At 51.6% G+C, this 19,358-nt stretch carries 21 protein-coding genes and 2 pseudogenes; 11 read left to right on the top strand and 12 right to left on the bottom strand.

The features are described from left to right. The first annotated feature begins 20 nt into the window (after positions 1-20). The 11 genes and pseudogenes from BQ17_RS03465 (at position 21) to BQ17_RS03410 (ending at position 8,141) form a co-directional block, all read left to right on the top strand. Positions 21-308 (top strand): helix-turn-helix domain-containing protein, encoded by a 288-nt coding sequence (locus BQ17_RS03465; protein ID WP_089724338.1) that lies wholly within the window; start codon positions 21-23, stop codon positions 306-308. 336 nt (positions 309-644) lie between these two features. After that, a pseudogene (locus tag BQ17_RS03460) lies at positions 645-843 on the top strand (transposase). Positions 844-977: 134 nt separating this feature from the next. Continuing rightward, positions 978-1,124, top strand: coding sequence for a DUF433 domain-containing protein (locus BQ17_RS03455; protein ID WP_089724336.1), 147 nt, complete (start codon positions 978-980; stop codon positions 1,122-1,124). A gap of 9 nt (positions 1,125-1,133) precedes the next feature. Then, the gene (locus BQ17_RS03450; protein ID WP_089724334.1) at positions 1,134-2,027 is read left to right on the top strand and encodes a branched-chain amino acid ABC transporter permease; all 894 of its coding nucleotides are present in this window, start codon (positions 1,134-1,136) and stop codon (positions 2,025-2,027) included. Positions 2,028-2,039: 12 nt separating this feature from the next. Then, positions 2,040-2,855 carry a hypothetical protein gene (locus tag BQ17_RS03445; protein ID WP_089724333.1) on the top strand — a complete coding sequence of 272 codons (816 nt, stop codon included), beginning with the start codon at positions 2,040-2,042 and terminating at the stop codon, positions 2,853-2,855. 43 nt (positions 2,856-2,898) lie between these two features. Beyond that, entirely contained in the window at positions 2,899-4,041 is a 1,143-nt protein-coding gene (locus tag BQ17_RS03440; protein ID WP_089724331.1) for an ABC transporter substrate-binding protein, read from the top strand. Positions 4,042-4,107: 66 nt separating this feature from the next. Further along, complete coding sequence (locus tag BQ17_RS03430) at positions 4,108-5,487, top strand: hypothetical protein (protein WP_141699068.1); 1,380 nt, start codon at positions 4,108-4,110, stop codon at positions 5,485-5,487. Continuing rightward, entirely contained in the window at positions 5,484-5,858 is a 375-nt protein-coding gene (locus BQ17_RS03425; protein ID WP_089724324.1) for a hypothetical protein, read from the top strand. Before BQ17_RS03430 ends, BQ17_RS03425 begins: the two co-directional genes overlap by 4 nt. Before the next feature lie 24 nt (positions 5,859-5,882). Beyond that, the gene (locus BQ17_RS03420) at positions 5,883-6,746 is read left to right on the top strand and encodes a branched-chain amino acid ABC transporter permease (protein WP_089724322.1); all 864 of its coding nucleotides are present in this window, start codon (positions 5,883-5,885) and stop codon (positions 6,744-6,746) included. Continuing rightward, positions 6,746-7,414 (top strand): ATP-binding cassette domain-containing protein, encoded by a 669-nt coding sequence (locus tag BQ17_RS03415; RefSeq protein ID WP_089724320.1) that lies wholly within the window; start codon positions 6,746-6,748, stop codon positions 7,412-7,414. Before BQ17_RS03420 ends, BQ17_RS03415 begins: the two co-directional genes overlap by 1 nt. 40 nt (positions 7,415-7,454) lie before the next feature. Continuing rightward, entirely contained in the window at positions 7,455-8,141 is a 687-nt protein-coding gene (locus BQ17_RS03410; RefSeq protein ID WP_089724318.1) for an ATP-binding cassette domain-containing protein, read from the top strand. Positions 8,142-8,237: 96 nt separating this feature from the next. Here BQ17_RS03410 and nuoN read toward each other — a convergent pair whose 3' ends face one another. From nuoN to BQ17_RS03350, 12 genes and pseudogenes are all read right to left on the bottom strand, one after another. Further along, positions 8,238-9,680 carry an NADH-quinone oxidoreductase subunit NuoN gene (gene nuoN / locus BQ17_RS03405; RefSeq protein WP_089724316.1) on the bottom strand — a complete coding sequence of 481 codons (1,443 nt, stop codon included), beginning with the start codon at positions 9,678-9,680 and terminating at the stop codon, positions 8,238-8,240. Positions 9,681-9,990: 310 nt separating this feature from the next. Further along, on the bottom strand, positions 9,991-10,260 hold the full coding sequence (locus tag BQ17_RS03400) for a CopG family antitoxin (RefSeq protein ID WP_176722274.1): 270 nt from the start codon (positions 10,258-10,260) through the stop codon (positions 9,991-9,993). Next, positions 10,257-10,541, bottom strand: coding sequence for a BrnT family toxin (locus BQ17_RS03395; protein WP_089724312.1), 285 nt, complete (start codon positions 10,539-10,541; stop codon positions 10,257-10,259). The genes BQ17_RS03400 and BQ17_RS03395 overlap by 4 nt, the downstream gene beginning before the upstream one ends. Before the next feature lie 574 nt (positions 10,542-11,115). Next, positions 11,116-12,141 carry a hypothetical protein gene (locus BQ17_RS03385; protein ID WP_141699067.1) on the bottom strand — a complete coding sequence of 342 codons (1,026 nt, stop codon included), beginning with the start codon at positions 12,139-12,141 and terminating at the stop codon, positions 11,116-11,118. Positions 12,142-12,244: 103 nt separating this feature from the next. Continuing rightward, complete coding sequence (locus BQ17_RS22330) at positions 12,245-12,526, bottom strand: hypothetical protein (protein WP_218068053.1); 282 nt, start codon at positions 12,524-12,526, stop codon at positions 12,245-12,247. 209 nt (positions 12,527-12,735) lie between these two features. Next, on the bottom strand, positions 12,736-14,307 hold the full coding sequence (locus tag BQ17_RS03380) for an NADH-quinone oxidoreductase subunit M (protein ID WP_089724307.1): 1,572 nt from the start codon (positions 14,305-14,307) through the stop codon (positions 12,736-12,738). A 21-nt stretch (positions 14,308-14,328) separates the two neighbouring features. Continuing rightward, positions 14,329-16,329: an NADH-quinone oxidoreductase subunit L gene (gene nuoL / locus BQ17_RS03375; RefSeq protein WP_089724305.1), complete on the bottom strand. Its 2,001-nt coding sequence runs from the start codon at positions 16,327-16,329 to the stop codon at positions 14,329-14,331. 252 nt (positions 16,330-16,581) lie between these two features. Continuing rightward, on the bottom strand, positions 16,582-17,712 hold the full coding sequence (locus BQ17_RS03370) for a DUF2442 domain-containing protein (protein ID WP_089724303.1): 1,131 nt from the start codon (positions 17,710-17,712) through the stop codon (positions 16,582-16,584). 108 nt (positions 17,713-17,820) lie between these two features. Next, on the bottom strand, positions 17,821-18,102 hold the full coding sequence (locus tag BQ17_RS03365) for a DUF5615 family PIN-like protein (RefSeq protein ID WP_218068052.1): 282 nt from the start codon (positions 18,100-18,102) through the stop codon (positions 17,821-17,823). Continuing rightward, positions 18,095-18,349: a DUF433 domain-containing protein gene (locus tag BQ17_RS03360; protein WP_218068050.1), complete on the bottom strand. Its 255-nt coding sequence runs from the start codon at positions 18,347-18,349 to the stop codon at positions 18,095-18,097. Before BQ17_RS03360 ends, BQ17_RS03365 begins: the two co-directional genes overlap by 8 nt. Before the next feature lie 271 nt (positions 18,350-18,620). Next, positions 18,621-18,986 (bottom strand): SpoIIAA family protein, encoded by a 366-nt coding sequence (locus BQ17_RS03355; RefSeq protein ID WP_089724297.1) that lies wholly within the window; start codon positions 18,984-18,986, stop codon positions 18,621-18,623. 175 nt (positions 18,987-19,161) lie between these two features. Continuing rightward, positions 19,162-19,358 (bottom strand): annotated as a pseudogene (locus BQ17_RS03350) (PD-(D/E)XK nuclease family protein); the annotation flags it as partial.

Raw genomic sequence — 19,358 nt, 5'->3', positions numbered from 1 at the left:
CGGCTGATCCAAGATGAGCCATGAGCAATACAGAGATCGAGACTTTCGACAGCGTTTGGGACGCGATCGCCGACACACCGGCGGAGGCGGCCAACCTCAAGCTACGCTCCCAACTGATGGAGCAGATCGGCACCATCATAGCGGAACGGGGCTGGACCCAACACGAGGCGGCCATTCACTGCGGCGTAACCCAGCCGCGGATAAACGACCTATTACGCGGTCGTATCTCCCGCTTCTCCCTCGATGCACTGGTCAATATCGCCGCGGCACTCGGCCTGCATGTTCAGGTACGGTTGGAGGCGGCTTGATGCCTTGTGGTGCTGATTGACACGCCGCCCACCACAGGCATGTCTGCGAGGACATTCCTGTAGAGTGGCTAGTACACATGCTCTCAACTACCGACAACATTGAGCGGACAGAACCTTCCCGGAAGAATTAGCCGCAAATCAACGCAAATAATGAGTGAATTGATTTGCATTCATTTGCGGCAAAAAATAATTCCCATGTTACCGTTACTTCGGTACTGCTGTACTAGCTTGTGTAGGTTGGGGTTCATTGTCCGAAGTAAGGTTGAAACCACCGCCTTTAGGCGGTTAGTTTTATCGATTAGTGTTTCCCCATCGGTTTTGTTTTGGGAGGATATGATGGACTATCGATATGGTAGTCATACCGTCTTTAAGATCCAGTATCACTTTATATTTGTGACCAAATATCGCTACCAGGTATTGAAAGGGGATGTTGCTCTGAACCTCTGGAGAGGTGACGGAAGAGATGATCAAAGAATACCTGGACCATCACTTTGAACCCAAAGGTGATGACAATTTTAGGACAGAAGGGCCATAAAACGGGTCTTTCGACCCGTATCCGGACTTTCAGTCCGTAACTTCAACCCACCAGCTTTAGCTGGTGGTTGTTGAGTCGTCACCCCACCTAGGCGTTATCCTTTACCCTGTCACCCTTGGGAAGTCATCAGAACAATGTCTGTTATATCCAACCCTATCATCATGATGGGAAAGCCCACTATCAAGGGCACACGTGTCACCGTGGAATCAATCCTGGAACGGCTGGTGGCAGGCGAGTCCGAGGCCACCGAGGCCAAAAACAGCCGACCGCCCGATAGATGAATCACTTCCATGCTAACCACACTAGCTCAAGTTATAGCAAATATCGTTGCCGATACGCTCGTGTTGGGTGTGTTGGCCTTGGGCATGGGTATTCGCGTTAGGTCAGCTCAAGTCTATGATTTCAGTTACTTCGCCATGTTCGCTTTAGGGGCTTATTTATCATGGGCTTTAGCCACGTTGGGAATCCCGTTTCTGGTCTCTGTCTGCGTCGCGCTCGGGACCGTAAGCCTTCTCGCCTTGTTAATTGATTTGGTCATATTGCGCAATCCACTTTCGCGTAATCGTCGTCTTGAGGCGATGATTGCGTCACTTGGTCTGTTCGTCGTCGTTGAGAACGCCATTTCTCTTATCGCTGGCCCCGAGACGCAGGTTCTCGCGGAAACTCCTCTCGAAGTTTACGATCTCCAGTGGCTACCAGGCGCCCCGATCCTCAATTCCCACCAGATCTTTGCCATTGCTGCCAGCCTGCTCGTCATGTCCGTTGTGACGGCGTTTGTGATTAGCAGTGAATGGGGGATTCGATTCCGGGCCACCGACGACAACCGTGATCTAGCCTTCGCACTTGGTCTCCGTCCCTGGCGACTGGTCTCGGAAGCACAAGTCCTGTGTGCTATCCTTGCTGCCACTGCGGGGATTCTCTATGCATTGGATCGAGACCTCACACCCGAGATGGCGCTAAGACCGATGCTTCATGTCACCGTTGCCATCGTGCTCGGCGGGTTAGGAATGCTTCTCGGACCTGTGGTGGGGCTCTTCGCTGTGACCACAACTTGGCACCTCACCGGTCTCTATTTCGATACTCAGTGGCAAGATATGTCCGTATTTCTCCTCCTTCTGATCGTGCTGTTGGTTACGCCTCAAGGCCTGTCGAGAACATTCACCGGATCACTGCGCGACACCTAGGATTCTGCCGCTATGCAATACGACCCCATTCTTGAAGCGCAGTCGACGTCAAGCGAACCTCCCCCTTCCCCACGCGAGGCCAAAGAGGTTGTCGCGACAATGAACAATTGCTGTAGCACCGCGCGTAAGCAGAAGCCGCCCCTCCTGGTGAAGGATATGGAAGGTCCATGCCACGGACTCAGGCACCGACCGGGAGCCTCAAGATTCCATATCCATGTAGACGCCGATCGCCTGAGTGGGAGCCTCGAAGCAAAGCTCAAGGCTGCCGGGTATGCCGAATCTGACTTCCTCCGACATGACGGCGGTGAACCTCGGCCCAGATTCATCCGAACCCTAAAACTTGATGATGGGCGCACTTACAAGATTGCGCTGCAGGAAGTGACAGAGGTCTGCAAAGCAGACGATTCCTTTATTGGGTTTGTTGAAGGCGAAGTAATCTGCGCCAGAGAAAGCATCATCGAGAAGGAGTACGATCCCTCTGTCCCGATACCCTTTAGAGTCTCCGCACGAAGGGAGCCAGGCGGTTTCACCAAGACTGCCGATATGCACGTGACCCTCTGTCCCTTGGAATCCCACCCACAACTCATCGAACGATTGTTTTGCATGGGGTTCTCGCTGGTCCTGGCCCCTAAGCCCAGTGGACTAATGGCCGTATTCTCATTGCAGGGCACTCGTGAGACTATCGGTTGTCTGTTCAAAGCAACCTGTGAGTACCTACGAGCAGCCGGGGGCGCTGCTCAATGCTCGACCAAGGACGAGCGTATTACTTGGCTATGGGTATCGGGTGCCGATGCCCCCGCAACCCGTGTGATCACTAAAGTTATCTAATCCACCTATTCGATCATCGGTCTTTAAACGCGAGGTAGACAGGATGAACACAAGATTCGGAATTATCCTAACGATAGCTGTCGCTATCTTGGCGGTGTGGGTGTGGCTCCACTTTGGTGCCAAGGAAACTGTGCCACAAGCAGGATCGGCCGAATTTCGCATTGGCGCAATTCTTCCGCTATCCGGCAAGGCGAGCCAATATGGGCAGTGGATCCAGGAAGCCCTGGAGCTTGCCCGGGAAGACATTAATCGCGAGGGCGGGATCGCCGGATCCGAGCTGGTGATCATCTACGAAGACGACCAAGCCAACCCTAAGCTCGCTACCTCGGCGATGACCAAACTCGTAGGGGTGGATAAGGTCCCTGTGGTTTTCGGTAGTTGGGCCTCTTCCTCCGTATTGGCCCAAGCACCCATTGCCAACGCAGCAAAGGTTGTTGTCATGTGCCAGGGCATCTCGCCCAAAGTCCGGGATGCAGGCGACTTCATCTTCCGGATGCTCCCGGATGCCTCCGTCTACATGGAATACCTCGTCCCCTATGCGGTCGAGACCGCGCAACCTAAATCGGTCCTCTCGATGTATGTCAACAATGATTTCGGTGTCGGGCTCGCGAGTTCCGCAGAACAACTCTTACGCGAAGCCGGAGTATCCGAGATCAAGAAACAGGCATTTGCCCAGGGCGAAACCAATTTCCGTACCCAACTCACGGTCGCGAAAGAAGACAAGCCAGACGCCATCTTTATCTTCTCTTACGCAGAGGCCGGCCATATCCTCAAACAGGCGGAGGAGCTCGGTATGGACGTCCCTTTCTTTGCATCCGGTACCTTCGAGAACCCGAATATCCTCACTGTCGCTGGAGACGCCGCAAACGGAGTTGTTTATCCCTACCATATCGATCTTGACTCCCCACTGCCCATCTACCAGGCATTTCAAGCCCGTTACCAGGAACGCTACGGACGCCGCGCGGAAGCCTTCGGCATCCTCGCTTACGATGGCCTGCGCATCCTGGGCGAAGGTATGCGGCGTTGTGGTCGAGACGGGGAGTGTATTCGCGACTATCTCTACAATGTTGATGACTACGTGGGCATAACCGGCAAGAGTGCTTTTGATGACCACGGCGACATCATCAAGGAGCTCATCATGAAGACTGTACGTGACGGTGAGTTCGTACGGATGGACTCTAACTGAGAGCAATCGGAGCTACTATTCACCGGATAATGCGCAGAACGCATCCATGCTGAGAGTAAAGTAAATATGGAATCTGTTGAAAGCTATGTATATCGGGCCCGTTTCCAACCCTTTTGTAGAGATCACTATGAAGTGATCCAGGCGTTTTGGAAACGCTTCGTAAAGGACCGCAAAAATGGCGAACCGGAATGCCATTTGTATCTGTGGGCTGTACGGAGTTTGCGGACAACCGCGATCAATGTCCATCCCCATGATATCAATGGTGACATCACGGGTCGGCCCGAGCTATTCAGACACAGAGTGGAATTCAACCCCTTTCGCTTTCCGGAATGTGTTCGTATTTTTAGGCGTGACCTTCGCTTTTTCTTGGATAGCGATAAACAAGAACTTCCAGATCAGAGCAAAGAAGAATTCGACAAGTTTAAGGAATGGCTTTCCGTTCATCTTCACATCCTCTCTGTACCCTTCTCGATAGATGAAATGACCAATTACTGGCACGACAGCAAAGGTCATATATATGAAGCCATTGATCCAGTGGATCAAAACTACCAAAAGCTAAACGGAAAGTTCAGAAGTCTGTTTGACAGTATTTTTCCAAATACCAGCCAGGTACTCAATGAGGAGTTCAATGACAAAAGGAACGTTTCTTGGTTCGAGATCGCCAAGTCCCTCGTAGCTAGATTTCAGGACACGGGTTCACACGACATGCCCCATATTCTGTTGCCGATGTTTGACCACCAGGATACTTTAGACCACCAGAAATTGAAGGTGTGCAATTGGCAGCGATACTACTGTTATCTTGATTGGGTTGACCCAAATCGCCGAGTTATCCGGAATGGCAGGCATACTGATACGATCCTCCTTGTAAAGACGCCGGATCGAATAGAGCAGCTATCCGCGCAAAACGCATTTATCTATTACGCGCTCTTGCTGTACCTTGGAGAGGATAAATCGAAGGGCCTTTATCCCCAAGAGCAGAGCTACGGAGATGAAATTAAACTCGCAGAAGATTTCCTTGAAGGAAGATCATCTAAACAGACAATTACGCTATTCAAGGAGAATGTGATCGACTACAGGAAAAACCATGCGACACAGCTTGAAGCTGGATTTGCAATAGATGCAGTTGATAATCTTTTCAACATGATACGGATGCCTAATACCGCACCCGACGATGCCGAACAACTGTCGCCTTTGTGGAGCAATAACTCAGACTTGCATAAGATACGAAAGTTCGTTGAACAAAATTGGACAGAGGGAGACTTAAAGACAAGAGTTGGTCACGGTGATTGGCAGTTCAAGTCGCTACTGGAAAAGATGAAGGATATTTTGGGGCAAGCTTCGGTTAAGCAAGCAATGATGCGAGTGAGCTTATGTGACAAACCAGCGTCTATCGATAGGGAAGATGCGAAAACGATACTGGAGTACGACGAAGGAAGTAAATCGTGACCGATAATCTGCGTGCCATGACAGAAGCAATTACTTCGAAGAACAGAAGCATCCTACGACTAATCGTGCGGTATCGAGTGCTTCTATCGGTTTTTTCCGTTGTTTTTATCGCGGCCGGAGTGAATGCTTTTTTTCTACATCCAGTAAATGTTGTGCAAATAAATTTGGTGTTTGATTCCTTGCTATTGATTTCTTCTGGAGGGATGTTTCATTCAGTGAGAGAGCAATGCGATCAATTACTAGACCTTGCCAATGGAATATTCCGTGATATCGACGCGAGGCATGAAGAAGCGCACGGTATCTACATCCGGTTATTTTTTTCTGTGTTGGCCTCTTTCCTGGGCCTCGTTGGAATACTGATTGCCAGATAGGTTTGGAGCAGTTGGGAGAGCAACATTTACCAGCTGCATATAATCATCCTCGCCGCAGCCTACGTAACTGTTTGTGCCGGATCGTACCTGATGGTCCGTAGCGCCGGTGCGATTTCGCTTGGGCAGGGTGCACTACTCGGAATCGGTGCCTACGCCATTGCCATCGGGTCCGCGGAATTTGGACTGCCGTACTGGGTATCTCTTGTTAGCGCGGTTGGGCTCTCATCGCTGGCGGGCCTGGTGCTGGCGCATCTCTCGATTCGGTTGCAGGGGGACTATCTGGTCATCTCGACACTCTCGTTCCAGTTAGTCTTGTACGAGATCGCGCTGAACTTCACCGGGTTGACAAACGGCCCAATGGGGATCGTGGGAGTTCCTCGACCTGAGTTGCTCGGGATGTCCTTCGAATCGGAATCATGGCTGCTCGGTTTCGCGCTTGTCGTCGCAATCGCGGCTCTGGCTGTAGCCTCGACAGTGCAAAGGTCTCCCTTCGGGTCCGTACTCGTTGCCGTGCGCGAGCAGCCTACCATCGCTACAGCTACCGGCTACAGCGTGCGCAGTATCAAGGCTCAGGTTTGCGCCCTAGGAGGTGTCTTCGCAGGTATGGGGGGCGCGGTTATCGCAGGGGCGACGCGTTTCGTCGATCCTTCCGTCATGGCACTCGGCGAAAGCTTGCTAATCCTGTCCATCATCGTTCTGGCCGGCAATCGAGTCATCATCGGTACGCTCTTCGGCGTTGCGATCGTCGTGATCGCACCTGAGCTGCTGAGATTCGTGGGATTCTCTGCTCCAGCGGTTGGTTATGCACGGGGCATCACCTATGGCCTGCTGTTGACGCTTGCTGCGCGCGGCTCCTTGTTCTCGGCGAGGTTCACTGGCTGGCACTGATGCTTGAATGTGCAGATATTCACGTCGCGTTTGGTGGAAACCAGGTCCTTGAAGGCTTCTCCCATTCGTTCAACACAGGCGTAACGGCCTTGGTGGGCAGCAACGGAAGCGGGAAGAGCACCCTCCTGAATGTCCTTTCAGGTTTTCTCAGACCGAATCGGGGCTACGTACTCTGGAACGGGACCGAGATTACGACCATGAATCCAGTCGCTCGGGTACGGGTCGGAATTACGCGTACCTTCCAGGATGGTCGAATGGTAACGGAGTTGCTCGCCTGGGAACATGTCGCTCTCGGCCTGAGATGGGGACAGGCACGAAGCCTTCTCACAAGCCTAGCCCTGTCTCGGGTCCACAGAATAGTAAAGCGGCGTAAAGAGGCTGCAACGGATATCCTGCAAAGCCTGGAGGTCAATAAGCTGGCTAACAAACCTATATCGACGCTATCTATCGGGCAGCGACGGTTAGTCGCCCTTGCCACAGCAGTTGCAGCTGACTCCCCATGTTACCTCTTCGACGAACCAACAGCTGGCCTGGATATGACCCATGGCAATCTCGCAGCTCGTTGCATCCGCACTCTTGCCGATTCCGGGAAAGTGATTGTACTGGTTGAGCACAATCACCTCTTCGTGGATCTAGTTGCGGATTCTGTTGTGGGCTTCGATCACTAACTCAAAAAACCGACTTAGACTACCTCGCCTAGCACCTGAGATGCGCCTCCACGTAAAAATCGACGAGATCCGGTATCAGGAGGCCATAGTTCTCTCCGAAGTGGACTTTCAGGTCCAACCAGGCGAGGTACTTGCGCTGTTCGGGAAGAATGGAACGGGCAAGTCAAGCCTCTTCCGGTCCATCATGGGCATTCACGGCGACTGGAACGGAACCATCCAACTAGGCGAGAAGACACTGCAGCGGGCGCAGCCCCATGAACTTCGCGCTCTAGGTCTCGCGTACATGCCTCAGTCGAGACCGGTCTTCGACCGGCTTTCCATCCGGGACAACTTACGTGCCTCGACGATTGGAGGTAGTAGTGAGTTAGCGGTAACCCATAGACTCCTTAATGAATCCCTCAAGTCCAGATTCCACGATAATGCTTCGGTTCTCTCAGGCGGGGAGAAACAAGCGTTGGGCCTCTCTATGATTTTCGCGACCGATCCAAAGATTGCCTTGTTGGACGAGCCCTGCGCCTCTCTTTCAGCCGCTGCGTCCGCAAAGATTCTCAGTTTCATCAAAGAACAGACTCAAGAGACGGGTATGAGCGTCCTTATCATTGAGCAGAAAGTCCAAGAGCTTATCGCTATCGCTGACAAAGTGCTCATCTTCGCCGACCACCGCGTCGCATACAATGGCAATGTCTTGACGATCCCTACTCACCTCTACAACCATTTATGCGCATGAAAAAGTGTCAAGCTGAGTAGGGTCCACTGTGTGAACCACCATGGAAAGGCTTACTGCAGAACCGGCTCGCGTAGCGACCCTACGCCCACTCGCAAATCAGAAAAAGGCCCCCTGACAAATCGACAGCAGGGAGGCGGGAAAGATACCCAGCACCAGCATAGCCAGACCATTGACCGAGAGGGCGACCCGAGCGCCGGGACCGGCCGTCAGGGGCTCGTCGGTCACCGGCTCATCGAAGTACATGAGCTTGATGACCCGCAGGTAGTAGAAGGCGCCGATGATGGAGAAGAAGACGCCGATCAGGGCCAGCCACCAGAGGTCGACGCGCACGATGGATTCGAGCACCAGCAGCTTGGCCATGAAACCGACGGTGGGCGGTACGCCGGCCATGGAGAACATGATGAGGGCCATCATGGCCGCATACCAGGAGTCGCGCTGGTTGAGGCCTTTGAGATCGTCCAGATTCTCGGCGTCGAAGCCGGCGCGGCTGATGATCAGCAACAGACCGAAGGCGCCCGCTGCCATGAGGGCGTAGACGATGGCATAGAACATGGCCGCGGCATAGCCCTGTTCGCTGCCGGCCAGGAGTCCGAGGAAGATGAAGCCGACGTGGGAGATGGTCGAGTAGGCCAGCATGCGCTTGAGGTTGGTCTGGGCAATGGCGATCAGGTTGCCCAGGCCCATGGACAATAGGGCCAGGATGATCAGCATGCCCTGCCAGTCCGGGTGCAGCCCGCCGAGGCCGTCCACCAACAGCCGGATCGCCAGCGCAAAGGCGGCGATCTTGGGGGCGCTGCTCAGGAACAGGGCCACGGGGGTGGGGGCGCCCTGATAGACGTCCGGCACCCACATATGGAAGGGCACGGCACCGAACTTGAAGCCGATGCCTATCACCAAGAAAACAAGCCCGAACACCAAGACCTGGTTCTGGGTCCCCTGCTCCGCCGCGATCCGGGCTACAGTCGCCAGCTCGATGGAGCCGGTGGCCCCGTAGATCATGGACATGCCATAGAGCAACATGCCCGAGCCGAGCGCCCCGAGCACGAAGTATTTCATGGCCGCCTCGGCGCCGGCGGTGGAGTCGCGGTCGAAGGCGACCATGGCATAGAGGCACAGTGCCAACAGCTCCAGCCCCAGATAGATGACCAGCAGGTTGTTAGCCGAGACCATGATCGACATGCCGAGCACCGCACACAGGCCCAAGACATAGTACTCGCCTACCCACAGGTTGCGGTCGCGCAGATAGTCCTTGGCGTAGACGAAGGCGAACAGGCTCACGACCAAGATAAGGATCTTGAGTACGTCGCTCATGGCATCGCGCACATAGCTGCCGTCGAACACGACCTGCCGTTCGCCACCCCCGACCAGGCCGGTGATGCCGATGGCAATCAACAGCCCGACGACGGTGATTAGATGGTTGATGCCCTTCTGTTCCTCTTTCAGATAAAGATCGACCACCAGCACAGTGCAGGCCAGTACCAGGATGGCAATCTCGGGGAGGATGAGGATCAGGTTGGCGCTATCGAAAGTGAAAGACATTTAACTGTTCCGCTAGAGTTGTCACCTGCAAACCAGGTTACTAATGGTATCGCGTTCTCGATTGTGTTCGAATCGCCATTGGCCTCTTGCACAATGTGATGCACCTCGATGTTGCGGCCTCCGAACGTGTGGCACACGCAACAACATCGGCTAGCTGCGGCGAGGGCTTCATCACGCACTGCACTCGGAAATGGCATGCGCTACTACCCTTTCTATGTCTAACGCCGAAGCTAAGCCGATACCCGCCGCCATTTAGCCCAAAACAACACTCAAAAAGCCCGACGGCGGGTGGTCGGCCTTGAGCGCCAAGTTATACGATATTGCGTTTCCGCTGGATAAGATAGGCTTGTTCCGCGATCCATTTGTGGATTAAATCAGCCACTCCGATACCTTGGAATTTGGCGATTTTCCTAACCTTCTCGGCTTCATCAGATGAGAGATGAATTTCCATTACCATATCTCTTCCAGTAAATACCGGTTCAGTTACTTCCTCAAGTTCATCAAGAAAATCGGTCAGATCATGGGTATCCCAAAACTCGGCGAGTTTTTGAATAGAGTCTGTTTTCGGGATAGTGTTCATTGTGTTTTCCATTGTCGGTATCTGGATTTTTCTTTGTCTGTCATTGGACGTGCGGTGACGGGGTATCTTTTCCCTCCGGGAAATTGAATGATTACACAGAACAGGTACCGTCCAGAACGGGTCTGTCCAAGCACATAGTAGACCGGGTTTTCCCCTTGCGACTTGGCTCTCAGCAACAAAGAACGGCTAAAATAGACTTCTTCAACTTCTTCTGGAGATACGTTGTGCCGTGCGATATGTTCAATGCGGTCTTCCGACCACACGATTTCATGAATGCTCATCGCTCAATTTCAGCATACGACGAACTTTCCGATAGCCACCCTTTCAACTCCTGGAATTCCGAACCGCATTCAATATATCTTGGGTCGTTGCCTTGGTCTTGATTCCTGGAACATCGAAGGGTGATTTGTTACTCACTTTTCGGGATTTAAGGCAAAATACGGCCCCGTCTCTTTTATGTATTTCAACCTCTTCCGATTGGGCAAACACGAGTACCTCCGAGAGATTTCGGCGCGCTTCCGAATAAGAAAATATCTTCATTTCAACTCAACTCCAAGATCTCGATACCAAGTTCAAAAGCCACCTGCTTCATCCTTTTGTCAAGTGTTATCAGCGGATAGGAGATCGATCTTGCAAACTCTATTAAAAATCGAGAGAAACGACTAAGAATATACTCAGCTAATATCAATATTTTGGATTTTCATTCAATCGATCAGTTCAAAATTCGCCGTCAGCGATGAACGCAATTCACGGTGATATTTGCGCGGATTCCTGAAGAATGCCTCACAAGCCGATTTGTTCGTCGAACGTGGGGATTTCCCGTGTTGACGTTTTTTCCGTTTGGCCTTACAAAAGTCATAAGTTCAGATTTTCATTTGCTGAGAAAATATAAGCAAGTGGATGACCATTTTTTGTCTGTTGCAATGAGATTCTGTTTTTTGCAATTTCAATAGCTATTTTTCCGATATCAAGAGCAACCTTACTAGCCACAGCAACAACCTCAGTACTAGGTATACCTAACCCTTCTCCGGCTAAAAATAGTCCCGTTGCTGCTAGGAAGGAAGGGGCATTCAAAATTGTTTCAATACAAGATGTCTTTAATTCGAATCCATGTTTTTTCGTTATTTTTTCGTACTCCTCTATTTTAATGGCAATATCGTCTTTAATAAATGATGTGGTTTTTCCTTCATAGTTCTTCAAAATAAAATTTTTAAATCTCATCAATTTCAACGCAGATTCCTTGTCTTTCTTAAAATCAATTATTTGTTCCCAGGAAGCATTGGAAACGTCAACAATATTTAGTTTCGATAACTTTATCGTAATGATACTGAGTTCAGGAATTTTCTGGGAATCTAATCTAGCGCCAGAATAGTATGCTCCATAGTCCGAGTATACTGGTATTAGTCCTGCTCTTACATCCGGCAAGTTATTCAAAAACCCAACATAAACATTAGCAACATCTTCCATAGTTACATTCATCATCATGGATACAACAGCATTCCTCATACCTTCATTAAATTCATCTGCACCTTCACCTAAATCGATTTCATTATAATATTTATCCATGAATACTACTTGTCTCTCGTTTTTTGGGACAGATAGCGCAATCTTTCGTCTAGTTTCAACATCTGTATACTCTTCGGGTAAAAGATTTCGGAATACTTGGAAGTCCCGAAGAATCCAATGATCAACGTTACAGATAATCTCTTTCGGAACGTCGAATAAACTGTGAATAGGGTATATTTTATTAAAATATAACGCAGTCTCTTTGTGATCTCCGAGTGATACTGCAACGCATTCTTTATCATTTATATCGTCCATTTTGACTCCACAACTACTGATTGAAAACGCTGTATTGATATTATACTCTTCTAATGTCATTATTTCGGCATATCATTCAACCGATAATTCCGAAATTCGCCGTCAGTTCGGCGAGTTCCTCGGCTGAAAGGGTGGAGTTGAGCATAGGGCTACCCACACCCGCTTAGAAGGTGACAACGCCTCCTGCGGCGGCAACAGTTGGTCCCACGGCACCGGGAAGCTTGGACACCGCAATCTGCCGGACCAGGTTTTGGATGGTGACGTCCATGACCTCCACCAGGGGCGCGGGCCAAGTTGTAGGATGCGGTGAGCGCCTGTGTGCAGGGACGCACAGCAGGCCGCGAACCGCATCATTAGACGGTCCGTTGCCCAACACTGTTGTTGGGCACACCGCCTGCTTGCCGGGAGGTACTTTCCATCGATGGGCACGCTTCGCTTTGTGCATCCTGCAAACAACCGCGGCTCGAAAACCTCCGTGGAATGACCGAAACTTTAAAATCATCCTGATGGACGCTTGCTTTGCCCATCCTACAGACTGTTGAGAATCCCGTCCGCAAATAAAGGCCAAATGGACGCAAATTAAAATTGCTTCTTATTTGCGTTGATTCGCGTTCATTTGCGGCAAAAAAATCGGGTCCAGGGCATAACCTCGCGCTAGAACCGGACGGCAGCAACCGTCGGTCCCACGGCACCGGGAAGCTTGGACACCGCAATCTGCTGGACCAGGTTTTGGATGGTGACGTCCATGACCTCCACCAAGGGCGCGGGCCAGATGCCGAGCACCAGCACGGCGGCGGCCAGGCTGCCGAGCACGAAGAGCTCACGGCCATTGGCATCCTTCAGGGCCGCTACCTTATCGTTGGCGACCGGACCGAAGATGACGCGCTTGACCATCCACAGGGTGTAGGCGGCCCCCAGGATAAGGGTGGTCGCGGCCAGGAAGGCATACCAGAAATCCGCCTGGAAGCTCGCCAAGATGACCATGAACTCGCCGACGAAGCCGGAGGTCCCGGGCAGACCCGCATTGGCCATGGCGAAGAAGACCATGAAGGCCCCGAACAGGGGCATGGTGTTCACCACCCCTCCGTAGGCGGAGATCTCACGGGAATGGAGCCGGTCATAGAGCACGCCTACGCACAGGAAGAGCGCCCCGGAGATGAAGCCGTGGGAGACCATCTGCACCATGCCGCCGGAGATGCCGAGTACCCCGCTGCCGGTAGCCGTATCCTTGGTAAGGATGGTGAAGACGATGAAGAAGCCCAGGGTCACGAAGCCCATGTGGGCGATGGAGGAGTAGGCGATGAGCTTCTTCATGTCCTGCTGGACCAGGGCCACGAAGCCGATATAGACGACCGCGATCAAGGACATAACGATGATCAGCCAGTCCAGCGCGGCACTGGCGTCCGGAGCGATGGGCAGGCTGAAGCGCAGGAAGCCATAGCCGCCGATCTTCAACATGATGGCCGCCAGGATGACGGAACCCCCGGTCGGGGCCTCCACATGGGCATCCGGCAGCCAGGTGTGGACGGGCCACATGGGCACCTTGACCGCAAAGGCGAGCAGAAAGGCGATGAAGATCAATATCTGCTCGGTCTTACCCAGTCGCAGACCGTGAAAGCTCGGCAAACCGGGCTGGGAGGCGACGATCTCGAAGGTCCCCGCCTGGAAGTACATATAGATCAGGGCGACCAGCATGAAGACCGAGCCGAAGAAGGTGAAGAGGAAGAACTTGATGGTGGCGTAGACTCGATTCGGACCGCCCCAGACCCCGATCACGATGAACATCGGGATCAGCATCGCCTCCCAGAAGACATAAAACAGGATGGCATCCAGGGCCGAGAAGACTCCCACCATCAGGCCCTCCATGATCAGGAAGGCGGCCATGTAGTGAGACGGCTTGTATTGGATGACCTCCCAACCGGCGATGATGACGAAGATGGTAACGAAGGTGGTGAGGATGATCAGCGGCATGGAGATGCCGTCTACGCCTAAGTAGTAATAGACATCGAAGGTCTCGATCCAGGGGCTCCGTTCCACGAATTGCATCGCCGCCGTGCCCGCATCGAAGCCGGTCCAGAGCCCCAGGCTGACCAGGAAGGTAATGACCGCGAACGCCAATGCCAGCCACTTGGAGACGCCGGGTGCCTTATCCCCGCTGCCGAGTACGGCGATACCGCCGATGATCGGCAGCCAGATGGTCAGCGAAAGAAGGGGGAATGATTGCATACTGGTCTGTTCCTTGAAGGATCAGAAGATCACGAAGATCGCCTGCAGGACCACTAGCCCTAAGATCATGGCGATCGCGTAGTTGTACAGGCGGCCGGTCTGGAGCTTACGCACGAGCTGGGCGAAACGGCCGACGGTCCTGGCCGAGCCGTCCACGAGCACACCATCGATGACCGCCCGGTCACCACCGGCCCACAAGGCCCTGCCGATACCCCGACTGCCGGCGGCAAAGAACCTCTGATAGAACTCGTCGAAGCCATATTTGCGATCCAGCACCTGGTAGAGCCAGGCGACCTTGTTCCGCAGCTTCTCCTCGATCCGCGGGTCCTTGGTGAACCAGTGCCAGAACACCAGGGCCGCCACCCCGAAGCCAGCCAGGGCCAACCAAAAGGGCGCCCCCGTTAAACCGTGCAGCACGAAGGCCCATTGTCCGTGGTAGTGCTCACCCAGATGGGCGAGGACATCGTGCTCCGGCGCCACTTGGATGGCATCCTTGAACCAGTCTCCGAACAGGACGGGCTCGATGGTGATCCAGCCGATGACCACCGAAGGGATCGCCAGCAGTACCAGGGGGACCCAGACCACCGCCGGCGTCTCATGCAGATGATGGCGAGTGTGCTCGTCCATGCGCTCTTTGCCATGAAAGACGATGAAATACAGCCGGAAACTGTAGAGGGCGGTGATGAAAACGCCGATGGTCAGGAGCACCCAGGCATAACCCGAGCCCGCCACCTGGGAGGCATGCACCGCCTCGATGATAGCATCCTTGGAAAAGAAGCCCGAAAAGCCGGGAAAACCGATGAGCGCCAGGGTGCCGATTAGGAAGGTGATCCAGGTATAAGGCATGTATTTGCGGATACCGCCCATATTGCGGATGTCCTGATCATGGTGCATAGCGATAATGACCGAGCCCGCCGCCAAGAACAGCAGGGCCTTAAAAAAGGCGTGGGTCATCAGGTGGAAGATGCCGGCGGCATAGGCGGAGGCCCCCAGGGCCGCGGTCATGTAGCCAAGCTGGGACAGGGTCGAGTAGGCGACCACGCGCTTGATATCGTTCTGCGCCAGGCCGATCAGGCCCATGAAGAAGGCCGTGGTCGCGCCGATCACCATGACGAAAGAGAGCGCCGTCTCCGAGAGCTCGTAGAGGGGCGACATGCGCGCCACCATGAAGATACCGGCCGTGACCATGGTCGCGGCATGGATCAGGGCCGAGATCGGGGTCGGACCCTCCATGGAGTCGGGCAGCCACACGTGCAGGGGGACCTGGGCGGACTTACCCATGGCACCGATGAAGAGCAGCACACAGATGGTGGTCATCAGATTCCACGAACTGTCGCCGAAGATCTGGAGCTCGGTATCCGCCAACTCCGGCGCCTTGCCGAATACGGTCAGGTAATCCAAGGACTGGAAGTACATAGCTACCGCGGCGATGCCTAAGATAAAGCCGAAATCCCCGACCCGGTTGACCAAAAAGGCCTTGAGATTGGCGAAGATGGCAGACTCGCGCACCGACCAGAAACCGATCAGCAAATAGGAGACCAGGCCCACTGCCTCCCAGCCGAAGAAGAGCTGGAGGAAGTTGTTGGACATCACCAACATCAGCATGGAGAAGGTGAACAGCGAGATATAGCTGAAGAAGCGTTGATAGCCGTTGCGACCGGCCAAGGACTCCTTCGGCCAGTTGTGCTCGTCATCGGCCATGTAGCCAATAGTGTAGATATGCACCATCAGGGAGACGAAGGACACCACGGCGATCATAAGGGCCGTGAGCTTGTCCACCAGAAAACCGATCTGGAAGCTGATGCCGTCCGCGACCATCCAGGTATAGACGGGCTCGTTGAACACCTCCTGCCCGTCGAAGACGAATCGTTTCACCACATAGAGGGACAAGAGGGTGGAGATGCCGACCCCCAGGATAGTCATCCAGTGTGCCCCGGCGCGACCGATCCTCGCCCCGAAGAAGCCGGCGACAATGGCCCCTATCAGGGGTGCGAGTACAATTGTCAGATAGATGTTTGCCATGGATCTCGCGGGCCTTGCCCGATCGTTGCCTCACCAGCTACCAGCGGAATGGCTTGAACCGTAGAGACGCGGAGAACAACGTAGAAAAAATACCACGTAACCCCCGTAGGATGCGGTGAGTAACATGAACCGCATCGATTGAAACCACAAAGCCGAAAAAGGCCATGAATTTGCAATATCAATCGAAACTATGTAATCATCCGGGACCTGACAACTAGGAACGCCGCTTTTTGCGTTGAGTGCAATCGCTCATTAGCTGGTATCTTTCTGATATTGCGTGTCAATTTCTTTCGCTATATCGACTAGCTCTTTGAGCTTTATTTCCAAAAACGTACAATACACCTCCACCACTTGCCCATCAAACTCAGATTGCTCCGAATAGAATCTATCCAACTGGTCAAGCGCATATATACACCGTCCCGATATATAATTAGTATGTTCATCAAGTTCATTTCGAGATTCTGCTTGTTTCGAAAATTCTTCAACCATTTCACGTATCATAGGGATATGTGATTTAGCTTGGCCAATCCGATCGTCGCTATGGCATGACTCATATATTTTCTGCAGTAGATAATCCAGTGATGAATGAAACGTCTCTACTAGAATTATATCCCGATGCTCCTCACGATTTTTGTTTTCAATTTGACATAAATGATAATGAATTTTCTCCAGCTGAGAGTCAATCCCCACCCTCTGATCCTCAATAAGTCGATCAATATCAACATCTATAAATTTGTCAGAACCTTCCTTAGCGATATGACTTAGCATTGCAAACTTGTGTTTGGTGATCGATGCTCGGGAAATATAGTGGAAGGATCTGCCATTTCCCCTGTTCGTTGGATGACCAATCGCATTGTTACGAATTTCTCTGATCCACTTTAACTTTGAATGTCCGGGTAAATCGACGCCTAGCACCTGTGCGATTGATCCGATTGCATCTTGTTGAAGAAAAAAGGCCTGAAGCAATCCATATAGTTGAAGGCAACCGGTTTCCTGGTTTTCAACATATTCACTTATTGCCTGGTCAGTATCACCCACTACATCCATGGAGCTACACAACATATTCCACGATTTGTTATCAGGAAGAACCATACCAAGGATTTTGCGAGAGCTATTAACCAAACCTCGCACCTTATCGATGCAACTTTCTTTCATATTTCTAATCTCATGTTCAATGGTATCCGCACTGAAATCCTGACCTTCAGGCCAGAATATACCGAAGGTATCAGGCTTTACTATCTTCAAATAATCCATATCCCTTAGCCGGACAAAAATCCCCTTATCAAGGTAAGGAGAGACATCGAAATAGCCACTCTTATCATTTGTCAGCTCAACAAACAGCACATACCCATTATGATGACAAACACTTCTTACACCGAGCATTTCATCTACCTCAATGGATCAATTTTGAATAAATCCCTACCCTCGACAGCAAGTTTCCAATCAGCCATTATTTATCTTTTCTCTTTAATAATTTTAATATCATGTACATCAATCAACAGTAAGCTTTCTTTTTAACCATGGAACCAGTGATTGTATGTGTTCCAAATCGTTTATGCAAACATCTAAAACAATAACGGAAATCTCATATTCCGATAAATTCTGTTGATATTTGATGTTTTTGTCCGTCGTGATTAACACATCAAATTCATGTTGCGCTTTATCTAAAAGTTCGCCGTTTTTTAAACCGCTCCATCCCATTTGACGCACAGTTTTAACCGTATATTCAGGCAATTCATTTAAAAACCGCCAATCAACGCATTCATCAAGCAACAGTTTTTTTGTCTTTATTATTATATTCATAACATAAAGATAAAAATGTTTGTCCAGCTAAAGACAAAACCTTGTTAACCTGCTCATGAGTGACAGACGGGAACCCGTCAAAAAACTCGTCTAATTTATCAATATGGTCGAACAACACTTTAATCGGAACACGGGTGTTTTTAAAGCAAGGTTCCCCGCCCATTCTTTCTAGATCAATACTGACTACATCAAAAAAATCAATCGTTGATTTATCCACTGAATTACCCCCTGTTCTCAAAGCCATCGCACTAGGGACGCCGGTTACCAGGCACCCCCTGCACAGACCCCGGCGTGCGATTTTCCCGCATCGAGCTCCTCAGTCATACTCACTCGCGGTGCAGAAAATCGTTTTTCTTGTACCATTCGGTCCAGCGATAATGTAACACTTCATTATGCGATCTTGTTGTTGCGACGGGCTCCTAACGACCAAACCCACCTGCCAGCTAACGCCCTGGGTCAGCTGACGTAGGCGGATATAAATCGGTTTTCTAACTCTCCAGCCAGGATTCCGCTTCTTCCTTTTGGTCTCTATTAAAGGCCTTAATTTCCAGACCTGGGAACAAAAACCCTTCAAACTCACTTACCTTCTTTATCCATGTCTTGTCAGTCAAGACAGCTGCACGGTCAAACTTCCTCATAAGTTTGAACAGCGAGGGGAGACGAGAAAACTCGATTCCAATCGCACCCAGTGACGGAAGATGAAACTCGACAATATCGTACAGCATCTTGCCGTTTTCTATATTTTCCGACTTGTTAACAAGCTCATCCAAAGCGGTCTTCATTTCATCGGAATTCAACTTCCCACTCAACTCAATATCTAAGCGGTTTATGCCATTTAGAGTCACTTTAAACATGGTTATTCCCCCTATCTAGAGTTTTAGATAGCTAACGCCCCACATCACCAGCCGCAAAAAGCGAAGCAAGGAATGAGCGGCGCTTTTTTGCTGTCCGAGTGCATGCGACTGTTAACGGTATTTTGTTAATTGTCTTCTCCGGCACATTGTGCCCACCCTCTACTACCCCAAGTCATCAGATGTCTTTGACCTCCAAAGAATCCGAGTAGATCTCTATACCGAGCTCCCTGGCAACCTTTTCGGCCAGTTTGTCGATCATCGGCGAGATCACGATCAGGCGGTCGGCCTTGCGGTCGTGGCGCCGCTCATAAAAACGTGCCTTGCGCTCGAAGAGATACATACCGCCCTTGTCGATGGAGGATTTCAGCTCGC

It is taken from the genome of Candidatus Thiosymbion oneisti (genome assembly GCF_900092655.1).
GTDB lineage: Bacteria > Pseudomonadota > Gammaproteobacteria > Chromatiales > Chromatiaceae > Thiosymbion > Thiosymbion oneisti.
This window is presented reverse-complemented; position numbering and strand designations above follow the sequence as displayed.